This is a genomic window from Priestia sp. LL-8 (assembly GCF_036227845.1).
Taxonomy (GTDB): domain Bacteria; phylum Bacillota; class Bacilli; order Bacillales; family Bacillaceae_H; genus Priestia; species Priestia zanthoxyli.
On the sequence record NZ_JAZAQH010000002.1, the window covers coordinates 1 to 12,661 of the forward strand.

The 12,661-nt window shown below is 34.8% G+C and carries 8 protein-coding genes; all 8 read right to left on the reverse strand.

Going from position 1 to position 12,661, the window contains the following annotated elements:
* Positions 1-683, reverse strand: a 683-nt coding sequence (locus U9R83_RS26405) for an acetylxylan esterase (RefSeq protein ID WP_328575463.1), incomplete at its 3' end; no start/stop codon positions are given.
* Positions 684-1,161: 478 nt separating this feature from the next.
* The gene (locus U9R83_RS26410) at positions 1,162-2,841 is read right to left on the reverse strand and encodes an ROK family protein (RefSeq protein ID WP_098598462.1); all 1,680 of its coding nucleotides are present in this window, start codon (positions 2,839-2,841) and stop codon (positions 1,162-1,164) included.
* 15 nt (positions 2,842-2,856) lie between these two features.
* On the reverse strand, positions 2,857-5,436 hold the full coding sequence (locus tag U9R83_RS26415; protein ID WP_328575464.1) for a glycoside hydrolase family 38 C-terminal domain-containing protein: 2,580 nt from the start codon (positions 5,434-5,436) through the stop codon (positions 2,857-2,859).
* Positions 5,437-6,792 (reverse strand): FAD-dependent oxidoreductase, encoded by a 1,356-nt coding sequence (locus U9R83_RS26420; protein WP_328575465.1) that lies wholly within the window; start codon positions 6,790-6,792, stop codon positions 5,437-5,439.
* A 60-nt stretch (positions 6,793-6,852) separates the two neighbouring features.
* On the reverse strand, positions 6,853-7,671 hold the full coding sequence (locus U9R83_RS26425) for a carbohydrate ABC transporter permease (protein ID WP_328575466.1): 819 nt from the start codon (positions 7,669-7,671) through the stop codon (positions 6,853-6,855).
* 19 nt (positions 7,672-7,690) lie between these two features.
* The gene (locus U9R83_RS26430; protein WP_328575467.1) at positions 7,691-8,632 is read right to left on the reverse strand and encodes a carbohydrate ABC transporter permease; all 942 of its coding nucleotides are present in this window, start codon (positions 8,630-8,632) and stop codon (positions 7,691-7,693) included.
* A gap of 62 nt (positions 8,633-8,694) precedes the next feature.
* Entirely contained in the window at positions 8,695-10,020 is a 1,326-nt protein-coding gene (locus tag U9R83_RS26435; RefSeq protein ID WP_328575468.1) for an ABC transporter substrate-binding protein, read from the reverse strand.
* 212 nt (positions 10,021-10,232) lie between these two features.
* Entirely contained in the window at positions 10,233-12,590 is a 2,358-nt protein-coding gene (locus U9R83_RS26440) for a glycoside hydrolase family 10 protein (protein ID WP_328575469.1), read from the reverse strand.
* Between the last annotated feature and the right edge of the window lie 71 nt (positions 12,591-12,661).

Consider the following 12,661-nt stretch of genomic DNA (forward strand, 5'->3'; position numbering starts at 1 on the left):
AAATAGTGTTGGATTTCACTATAAGGCCCTTGCGATGCAAGCTCAATTGATCTCTTGAAATCAGTAAGAAATGGAACATCTATAAGTGCCAACATTATATCTTTATGTAATGCAGCTGACGCGAGAGCAAGAGCCCCTCCTTGACTACTTCCTCCTAATAATATAGCCTTTGTGTTTGATAATTCTCGAGCTACTTCAATACTTCGATAGCAATCCATGTATACATAACTATAATAGTAGGTATCTGGGTTTTTAATTCCAAGTGTAGTCCATCCTGAAGGCCCTCCGTTTTGATATACATTATGATCTGGGGATTTCGTAGTTTGTCCACGTGTTTCTACTAACAAAACAGGAATTCCCTGAATGGTATAATGAAACGCATGATGTGGCTGAAGCATTCCCCAATTATATCCCTCAAAAATGACTGCTGTCGGCGCATTAGAATTTGTCTCAGTAGGCTTTATATACGTACTATGAATACGAGAATTACGAAATCCTTCAAAATAAACATCGTAAACTTCTACTCCAGGCAAGCAATATGAACGAGATTCGTGAGAAATATGTAAAGACTGTCCCTTACTTTCTTCAATGCGTTGTTCCCAGAACTCATTAAAGTCTTTCTTTTTCGTTTGTTTAGGTTGATAACTTTGCAATTCCTCAAGAGATAAACCAAATACATTCATTATAGAGCCTCCATTATGTTGTTTCTGACAATATTAATTTCTTTAAGAAACATCAGCTGTGGCACATACTTTGCTAGAGCTATATCTTCTTTTATCCCTATCGGAGTCCATCCAATAGGGACAAAATATCTTAAATTACTTACTATCCGTCATATAAGTGAAACTATCCAAAGCTTTGACTTTTCTTAGTCGGCTGCATCTCTATGAGTATTAATTGTAAGCTGAACTTTTGACTTTTTTATAAGTCTATCCAGGAAAGGTAGCTTATCTTACTCCAAGGTTATTGCTTATTGTATTTTACGCTTAACTTGATTTATCGACGTAAATTGGAACGAATAAACTGACAACAAAAGCACTAATTTTATATAAAAAAATTTGAAATAGGCATACGTCTTAAAATGTATTTTTCGGTTCCAGTTTCGCAAATAAATTTGTTCCGTTCTGTTTTCGCAGATAAGATAAACATAGCAATTAGTCCTTACATAATATTTTTTTCACTAACTTCTTTATCCTCATTGTTCATTTCTTCCAAGAAAACGTCTAGTAAATAGAGCGCTGAAACTTCATTTATAGAGCTACTATATCCCTCTATGTCATCTACTGTAGGTATGAGTAATTTTATATCCGATACATGAGATAGTGGTGAATCCGATTCACTTGTAATACTTATTGTCGTAGCTCCATTTCCTTTAGCTTTTTTCATTACATCTAAAACCTCAGTTGCATAACCTGATGTACTTATACAAATAACGACTGTATTAGAACCTATTAATGGAATTGAAGCTTCTATTTCGTAGGCATTAGAAAAAGAGTCAGCTTCTATGCCAGACTTCATTAGCTTATACTTTAATTGCTTTGCTACAAGTGACATTTCGCCTGTACCATAAAGATATACTTTTTTAGCAACTGAGAGCTTATGCTTTGATTTTTGAATGTCTTTTAATTGATATAAGGTATCAAATTTCTTGAACAAGCTTGTATAACTCTGTTTTACTTTAGTTAAACTAGTTACATCTCCCTGGTCATATAACCGATTACTAACACTTGCTTCCTGTGCCATTAAGCGTAATTTATTATAAGATCCAAATTCGAGTTTTTGACAAAAACGTGTGATAGTTGCTTCTGATACATCAATTTGACGTGACATTTCGGAGATTGTCTTATTAGGTACACTCTCCAAATTCGAAATTATATATTTAGCAACCATTTGCTCCCTTTTGGTTAGTTTATGAGTATTGGAACCAATAATTGTTACGATACTTTTTAACGGTTGTAGAGTTTCTTGCAGTAAAAAGTGACGAAGTGCTCCAATCATTCCGGCGTTATTGAGATTTTGTGCAATTTCAATTTTCACTTTATTAAGTACTGTAGGCATTACATCTTCTTTCAACTGTTCTAAAATCAGAGGGTATAAATAGTCTTTCTGTGCTGTAATTCCCCCTCCAATAATTATCATCTCTGGATTCATCATATAGGCAATTGTGGCAATACCTTTAGATAAGTAATAGACAAGACGTTTGATTTCTTCTATGCACACTTCATCTTTTTGGCGGGCCATATCAAAAATTAGCTTCCCGTTTAACTCATCTGCAGAAATTCCCTTAAGCTTGGCAACATTTTCAACTAGTATTCTCGTGGATGCTAATTCCTGAAATTGACTTCCTTCAATAGGGATATAGCCAATTTCTCCCCCACTGAAACTGTGGCCTGTATGTAACTTATTGTCTAAAATATAACTGCCCCCTATGCCAGTACCAATAGTTAAACAAAATAAACTTTTAGCATCTCTCCCTGTGCCAATCCATGACTCAGCCAGTCCTGCACAGTTCACATCATTTTCTACTTCCACAGGTAATTTAAAATGAGTTTCCAATTCTTTTTTTAATGGTGTACCTGTATACTGAGGGATAAGAGGGGAAGCATATAAAATTTCTCCTTTATTCGAATCCACTTGCCCTGCTGTACTAATACAAATACCACTGACTTTATGTTTAATACATAACTCTCTTCCAAAAACCTTAATTTTATCAATTATTGCTGCGCCACCTAAATGAGCTTCAGTGGGACATTCATATTTTTCAATAAACGTTCCTTCTTCGGTTAATATGCCGTATTTAAGTAAAGTACCTCCGATATCAAACGCTAAAAATTTTCTCATTGGTTAACATCACCTTCATTTCTTAGGTATGAACATTTGTTGGTCGTTTGGCCATTTTCTTCTTACTCGAAGGGTCTTAATTTGTTTAGGCTTAAAAGAAATTGTTACTTGCGTAGAAGGACTATATTTAGCTTTTATAGATCTTCTAAAATCAATTTCCTCTAAGCCTGCAATTTCAAATCCAAAATTCAGGACAGTACTTTGTTCCTCGAGTGTTGGGTTAAACATACGAATATCAAATGAATCCTCTTCTTTTTGAATAAAGGAGGAAAATGCAATAACTTCTGAAGTTTGATAAAACAAACTCTTCTCATCTTTCAATAAATAAGACTGTTGTGTTAAGATACGCTGACGCATTGCCTTTGCATTATTTAATGAATGATGATCTTTTCCTAATACCAATCCGTATTCAAATTCGTACGTTCCTAAACATTGTGCCTCTGGGGTTGCAAGACCAGGGCCTGCTCCATTTCCACGGGTACGTAGATCTCTTCTTGAGAGCCAACCAACGCTCCGAATCATGGTTAAATAAATATAATCTCTCCCTTTATAGGAGTCGACTTCGTATTCTTGCAGTCCTCGATGTACAATTTGATGCTCATTAACCATTACACTAGAATAAGTAGGGTATTGATTCATTACTGCCTCTTGATTTTTTAAAACATCTAATTTTTTTTCACGAAGAGTTGAACGTTTTACTAAATCAAAAGCTGTATCGCCATAACTTTCCTCTGCCCGGTTTGTAGCAAATCCTATCCTTAGCTTCTGATCTTTTGAATGATTCTCAACTGTTGTTTTAAATGAAATTAACCTCTTACCTCTATGAAGCGTAATAACTACAACAATTTTATTAACTACATAATTAGAGCTTGCGCCATTACGAGATTTATTTAAGGAAGCAGGGAGTTTCATTTTATATATGAGCTTCATAGATTCAAAAGTTTTAGCTCTAACCACATCACATACATCTATTAACACAGCTTCACTAATTTGATCGTACAAAGGAGGAGAATAGTTATAAGTATCTCCTGCATCCAAAGAGGAAATGATTTGATGTTGATGTTTATGTAGAATGTTATTTTGGATATCTCTAATAGTGAGGCCTTCCTCTTTACATTCTACTTCATAAAATTCATTTTTAATTTTTTTCTCATCTTCTTTTTGAATCAAGATAGGTTCCTCTTTTACTCGTTCAATACGGATTCGCTTTGTTTCGACTCCTCCAAAATTAATATTAAAAGACACATCGTACACAACGTATTCTCCATAATGAGGTTCCTTTAGAATATGACGTAAAAATTCTTCTCTCTTTTGACGATTTATACAATCAAAGACTATCTCTTTATCTTCATGGAAAAGCTTAATGCTTCCTAGATCTAGCGAAGCTGGAACAAAAATTTGTGTTGTGACCGGATATATATCTGCAATAGGAGTATTATTGACAATATAAAGATAGGCATTATCTTCATGATTATTTAAGTATTCGAATGGATACTCATCATTTAATGTATCGGTTGCAAATTGCTTAATGGCACTCAGTACTTTTTGTGTTCTGGTTTCCATTTCTTGGTGAACTTCATCTATACTGCATCCACAAATACTATCATGAGGTTGGTTTTGTAAAATAAGTTTCCAAACATACTCAATAAATTGTTCTGAGTTTGTCTTTCCGTTGGTCCAAGCGTTTAATGCTTCCATTGTACCTATTGCTTCATCTTCACACTGTTGATTTTGTCTTTTTAAATAAGTACGGGTTGAATAAACACCAGGTAAAATAAAGATTTTAGAAGGATCTCTCTGTTCCCCTATAATTGTTTCTGTTGCTTCTAACCCTTGGAATGCACGAACATAGTCAGATAGTAGAGATTGTTTAAACTTTATAGAAGGGAATGTATAATTAAGCTGTTTAATTCTTTCCTTTATATCGTCACACGTATAGGTATGATCAGCACCGTTCATCAGTAATGCCTTCCCATGTACTAAATAAGGCGCATTCCCCTGTAAATAAGATTTGGTTTTGTCTTTATAGTCACTATGTTTTAAAAATGTTTGGTAATATCCTTCAAAAAGGGGGAGAACAAATGTAAACACCCGGCTGCCATCTGCTCCTTGCCAAGTATTTTCAAAAGTCTTAGAAACAGCTCCCCTCCATACGATAGCAGAGTCAATATGATAACCTTGAAAGATTTGAGGCATTTGGCTATTATGCCCAAATGTGTCTGGTAAGTAGCCAATATGGTTATTAGAATAATAAGACTCTGCCTTACCAATGCCTAATTCTAGATTCTTTAAAATAGATTCCCCTGAGACAAGAAATTCATCAGCTAATAGATACCAAGGACCAACCTGAATCTTGCCTTCTTTAATAAACGAAACAAGATGATTATATTCTTCTTTACTAACAACTTCACGATAATCATCTAATACAATTGTTTGTCCATCTAAAAAGAAGTTTTCAATTCTTCCAGTCTCAAGTAAATCTTGAATGTAACGTAGCCCGTTACGCAATTTGTAGCGAAATTCTTCAAATGTTTCATACCACTCTCGATCCCAATGAGTATGATTTAGAATGTGAACTTCTTTTATGTTGTCCATTTAATTACCCTCCACGAGAGAAAGTTCTTCCTTTAATCGGCTACCGTCGATTTGATTGAGTGCGATACGATGTTGTACAGAATAAGCACATGCGATTCCGGCTGCATACCCCATATCTCTAACAGTAGGCTGAATTCTAAGTGATGCTTGCATTAAAAAAGTGCTTGAAATATGACGCCCTACCGCAATTAAATTACTTATTTCGTTCGTAATTAATGATCTATACGGTATTTCATAGTATTCGCCGCGCGAAAATCGTACATTTTGTTCATCTTGGTTGTTAACACTATGAACATCAATATACCAATCCCCTCTTGCAATTCCATCATAAAACCGAGATCGATTAAGATAGTCATGTTCGGTAAGTACGTACTTCCCTAAAATGCGGTACGATTCACGAATACCCAACTGTGAAGCTTCTTTTAACAAGTAAGCATTTTGAAACCCTGGAATATATTTTGGTAGGAAAGCAGAAAGCCTACGAATCATTTTTCGCCCTTCTGTAACTGCCTTAGAACGAAGAATAGGATCAGTCGTTTTTTCTATATATGGAATATGAGGACAGTTAAACGACATTACTCCTGGCTTTCCTGGCTGAGTAAATGCCTGAAAATAGCGCAAGTCTTCTTTTTTTAAATCTCCGTTTTCTAATCCTTTTTGAAAAAAAGTCTCGAGGATATGTCCTTTTCCTGGAACCATAACAATTTCAAAAAAATTAGGGTTTTTGATTTTACAAAATGTTTCACTTTGGGAGAGAATAAATTCTCTTAAGCCTAAAATATCAATGCCACCCATTTCGAAGCGAAAGGATATTTGCTGATTTTGCCCAAAATAATTTCCTGATTCTACTTGTACACCTGCTGTTCTTGATAGCAATGCATCTCCAGTTGCATCTACAAACGTTTTGCCTCGTACAGCAGATAATCCGTTACAAGTATTAACGATGATATATGTAATAGAATCTTCTTGCTTTATGCAATCTATATAATTAGCATCGTATAAAATATGTCCTCCACGTTCTACAACTAATTTTTCTAAAACGTAGCTTAAGGTCTCTGTATTAAACCAACTACACGCTGTAGTTCCATCATTTGTTTCTACTTGTTCCCTATTTAATTGTTCAACAATTAATTGATTTATGTCAGATCCTTGAATATGAGTAGGCATCATTGGAGAAACAAGGGCATTTGTTTGGGTTCCTCCTAGAGAAATGCTCTTCTCAACTATGAGCGTTTTAATCCCTTTTTTTAAAGCAGCGATTGCAGTTACTGCACCACCCGTCCCTCCTCCCACTATTACACAATCAACCTCGTGAATGATTGGAATACTCCGACCAAAAAAAGAAATACTATTCAATCTGTATTCACCTCTTTAATGTTTAATTATTTAGAAAAACATAAAGACTATTTTCTTCTATTATCCTTTAACTGCTCCATCAGTTGCTCCAGAAATAAAATACTTTTGCAACCAAATGAAAATCAATAGAGTTGGAATAGTTGTTAGTATAGATGCTGCGCTAATTAATTTTAGATTTGAACCATCAAAGTTCTGAGATAGTTGAGCTAATCCAATTGATAGTGTATACATATTGCTTTCGGTTGTGTTTAATAGAGGCCATAAATAATCGCCCCATGTGCCCATGAAAGTAAAGATAGCAAGCGTAACAAGAGTAGGTTTTACAAGTGGCAAGGCTACCATATACCAGACCTTAAATTTATTAGCCCCATCGAGATATGCTGATTCTTCGAGCTCTTTGGGAATACGTAGGTAGGCTTGACGCATTAGAAAAATACCGAATGCTGTGGATACTTGCATAATAATTAATCCAATATGAGTATTTTGCAGCCCTAGCTGACCTGATAGCTGGAATAATGGAGCCATATACAATTGAAAAGGCACCATCATAGTTGAAATAATAAGTGCCAACACTACACTTCTCCCTTTAAAATCCATACGAGCAAGAGGATAAGCAGCTAAACTGCAAAATAAAAGATTTATTGGGATTGCAATAGCTGTCACAATAATGGTATTAAGGAAATAAGTACCTAAGTTAGCTTTCTTAAAAGCTGTGAAGAAATTAGCTAAAGTTGGATCCGTCGGGAGTAGGCCATCGTAGATACCTTGGCCAGATGATTTTAGTGACATAAACAAAGTAATTAGGAACGGACCCAGGGTCAGTACAGTAATAAGAAACATAAGAGCGTAATTCCATATGTTTTTACTGTTTTTTTTCATTATGTAATCCTCCTATCTATTAAGCTCTTAGATCATCTTCATTCTTGCTTGTCATTTTCATTTGAAGTAAGGATGCTCCTATCGAAAGAATAAGCAAAATTAAACCTGCCGCCGAAGCAATACTTACATCTAAGTCCATAAATTTATTATAAATGTACATGACGAGTGTTGTTGTAGCGCCTGACGGACCTCCTCCTGTAGTTAATGCAATCTCTTCAAAAACTTTCATACCTGCAATAATAGTCATTACAGAAACGAGGGTTACAGAAGGCGCCAACATCGGAAAAGTAATACTTTTAAATTTTTGAAAAGTCGAAGCTCCATCAATACTGGCAGACTCATAAACATCTTTAGGAATAGATTGAAGTCCTGCCAAATAAATAATCATGTAATATCCCAAACCTTTCCATACTGTGATCATCGCTACCCCTATTAAAGCTGTGGATGATTGGACAAGTAAGTTGGTTGGAGAATCAAATAGACCTATTTTGACTAAAAGAGCTGAAATTATCCCATTTTGTGAGTAGAGCATTTTCCAGATTAATGCTGCAACAACCATAGGAGTAATTACAGGTAAATAATAAAGAATTCGGAAGGTAGCTACACCCTTAATCTTTTGATTTACTAATACAGCTAAAATCATTGGTAAAAACACATTTAATGGCAAAACAATCAATAAGAAGAGAATAGTATTAAGCAAAGATATCCAGAAATCTTTGTCTTTAAAAATTTCTTTGAAATTTTCTATTCCTACGAATTCACCACTGTCTGCTATAATTTTATAGTCAAGGAAACTCCACTTAAATGCCTCTAAAATAGGGATAATGAGAAATACACCTAGAATAACAATAGATGGCAATAAAAATAACCATGGAGTAAAATATTTTGCATTTAATCTACGTTTTTCTTTTTGAATAGTTTTTGCTTTCACTTGGGCTAGCGCAACCGGTTCTTTATTCAAACTAGTCACTCCTTTCAAAAAAATGAAAGAATAGCCTTTTAAAAAGCTACTCTTCCTTATTATTAGAACGTTACTTTTTCACCGGACTTATTGAATGCTTTATTCCATTCTAAAGCTAATTGTTTTAAAGCTTGCTCTGGTGTTAGTTTTCCCTGTAAGTTTTTCACAAAAATATTTTTAGTGGATTCACGTAGCTCCGCGCTATTTTCAGTCGGAGGAATTAAAACTTGAGCACGTTCTAAGGAATTTGATGCTTGCAGCATTCCTAGGGACTTTGGTGAATCTCCCGGGTTTTTAAAGTAATCATCTCTCAGTGATTCTTTTGTAGCCGGCAATACTGTACCCGCAGTTTTAGAAAATTCTAATTGATTTTCAGCATTTGTCACAAATTCAGCAAGTGCCACGGCTGCTTCTTTATTTTTGGTTTTAGCTGGGACAGCAAAATTCATTACAGCAACGTTGACAGGTGCATTTTTTTCTTCTAATGGCTGAGCTGCCTTAGAGACTTTGTATATATCGGGAGCACCCGATTCTATTGGTCCTAAGAATGTTACCCCACCTTCTAAAAATGCTGTATTTCCTGTCATATATAACTCTTGACCAGTCTTTAGTGATCCTTCCGCAGTCTCCTGAGGAATCATACCTTCTTTATACATTTTTTGATTAAGCTTAAAATAATTTAGAATATCTTTGTTCTTTGCAAACACTGCCTTGCCTTCTTTTACAATAGGCTTTCCATTTGATAAAGAAACCATTTTTTCCATAATAGTATTTCCATCATTAATTACTGGATAATAAGAGGGTTTGCCTGTTGCCTTAGTGATAGCTTTGGCCGTATTATAAATTTCTTGAGGACTTGTAGGTATTTTTTCAATGTTAGCTTCTTGGAATTTCTTACTGTTATACCAAGAAATAGTTGTGGTTAAATACCAAGGCAGTGCATATAACTTATCCTCATACACACCAGATTCATAAGGACCTTTTAAAAATGATTTCTTCGTTTTGTCACTAACCATATCCGTTAAGTCCAATAACCCTCCTTGTGCAGCTATATTAGACATGTAATGTGGATTTAAATTGACTACATCTGGTACGTTACTTCCCGTTAGGGAAGTTAGAACTTTTTGTTCCATTTCATTTTGGGGGATATCTTCAATAACTACATCTACATCTGGATGAAGCTTTTCAAACCTCTTCTCTAGCTTATTAAAATATGTATCAAAAGGTTCTCCTGATAAAGATGCTGTCCAAAGTGTTACTTTTCCTGAGATATCAGCTGATCCCGAGGTTTTTGAACTACTTTCTTTTCCGTTTCCACACGCCATAAGACTTACTGAAAGAACAGCTGCTAGTGTACCCACCACTAGCTTTTTTTTATTTTTTTTCACCAACAATTCCCCCTATAAAATATTTTAGAAAGCGTTTTCTTGTTTTTATATTACAAGCACTTTTCATTAAATTCAACAAATTTTTAAAATAATTTTTATATTTTATTATTTTTTGAAAATTAATTTCTTTTTTAGATATAAAACATATGGTACAGGTTTCTATCTTTCTAAAAAAAGAAAACAGGTCTTTACTTAGACCTGTTTTCAATCGATTATTTTTGTTTAGTTAAGGCGTAGTTCACCCAGTCATTTGCTTCTTGTAGATGTTCTTTCATTCTGTTAGCTACGTCATTATTTAACTTATTCTGTTTAGCACTTATATCAATTTGTTCAAGTAATAACTCAAAGTCCTTGTTACTTTCACTTGGTTTTTTCTGAATAGTTCTTCTCAACTTCTTCACAATCTTTTGTAGTTCTTTTCCTTTTTTCTTTTCAACAGCACCTTGTCTTATATAATCAGGAATTAGTTTATTCTCCATTTCTTTTAGTACATTTTCCGTTGCTAGAAGAGGTTCTTCTCCAGGGTTCACGGCTCTATTCCGCCACGGCCCTTTTCCAAGAGCATCCACTGCAGGGGCACTTGCTTGGCCAAATGCAAACATATTAACACCAGACGTTCCATGTTTTGCAGATGCTACATCATTTACGTTTGCCATTTCATCTAAGTGATGGTAGAAAGAATAAATGCCTGTATAATACATGCTTCCCTTTGGCATTAATTTTTTACTATCTTGAACTGTCTTTTGAATACTATTAAAATCATGCCCGTATGCCTGTGGAATAACACCATCAATATCTTCTTTCCAATCACTAATTAGACCTGCTTCCGGCCCAGGCTCAGGTGTTGCTGTCATCATAAATTTTGGGTTCAATTCTTTAGATTGAGCGTGAAGTTGATCTACAAAATCATTTTCCCTTTTACGAAGCCAAACTTCCCACCTTTCCCATTCTTGTGGATCATCTGCAGGTTTAATATCGTACGGATCAATCTTAAATTGTTTTTTGTAAGCCGATCGGATGTTTTCGCTAAATCCATAGCTTTCTTCAAACTTATGGTGTGGATAACGCATGTAATCAATATTTAATCCTTTTATATTATAGTTAGCCTGCATCTCTTTATAGATAGCTAATAAAAAAGTTTGAACATCTGGCTGTGCAATATCCATCCAATAATATTTGCTTAATGAATCAGGCATTACTTTGTTTGATGAATTTTGACGCTGTACAGCTGCCCATTCTGGATATTTTTTAAATTGTGAAGGCATTCCTAAACTACTTTCACCAACCATAAATCCATCTGTCCAAGCTTGAATACTAAGTCCTCTTTTTTTACCTTCTTGTACATAGGCTTGTAACAAATCTTTTCCGTATTTTTCATAGTTAGCATTTTTGAAATTTGGATGTTGTTCAGGTAACCCATATTTTTTCATTATTTTGCTTGGATAAATAGTATATCCATGAAAAGTTGTTTCAAGATAAACCGAATTAAAGCCTGCTTTTTGCATTCGATCTAATACCTGTCTAACACCTGCAAGTGTTGTCTCCTCAGGTCGATACCATATAGCACGCTGTTCAGCTAGGTTTGAAGGTATTGAATAATAATAAGCATCGTATGCTGCTTGAGTTGCCTGACGGGTCACATCAAGAGCTTTTACAGGATCACTTTCTTTTAAGACTTTTACTTGTTCTAATAAATTTTCAGCTTTCAAAAGAAAATCTTGTGCTTTACTCATCTCAACATCTAAATATTCTTTTTGTGCTTTCTCTATCGATTCTTTTGCTTGGTTAATAGCTTGTTTACTTTGAAAGGCAAAACTTTCAACATCTTGAGTAATTTTCACCACACCACTACTCCCAACAGTAACCTTGGCTCCGATAATAGAGTTAGATGAAAGCCATGAAGCAGCTACACCATGCCCACTTACAACAAATCCATTTTTGGGAATTTTAGATCCTCCTCCTCCCACTTTTGTAACGAATCCATCCTCTACTGTAATTTCATATCCATAGGAATTAGTTTTGGTGGTGTCTCCAAAAGTTGGAGTATATACAATTAATTGATCAGGACCGCGAAATCCATCAAAAGGAGCTCCATCTGGATTAGATTCTTTCGTAGGGTTAATAGCTTGAGCTACCATTTCTTCTCTAATCTCAACAGGTTCCATTAATTTTACAGTTTCGTCTTTCTCTAACTGTGACAAGAATCCTTGGATAGTATCAGTACTCTGACTGCCTGTGGAAAGCACAAGACCTTCTTCAGGAATAGGACTATCTCCATCTGCTTTTTCTAGCACCTTATATGTATTAAGTCCTATCTTTTCTAAGATGACCTCTTTGCTTCCTTTTTTTGTTTCGGTATAATAACTGAATTTATCATTGAATAGAACTAGTTTATTGTTATTGTCCTGTTGGTTTACAGCGTTAACAGCAAGCTTTTCTCCAGATTCGTCTTCAATAGTTAATGCTTTAACAATTTCGTTACTACTTTCTGCCTTTGCACTGTCAGCTATTGTTATAGATGAGATTATCAATGTAGATGCTAAGATAGATCCTCCAATTTTTTTATACATAGCTTCTGCTCCCTTTTTATTATTTAGCGCCCTTTTAATCTAATCTTGTATAAAGAATCCCAACATAAAGA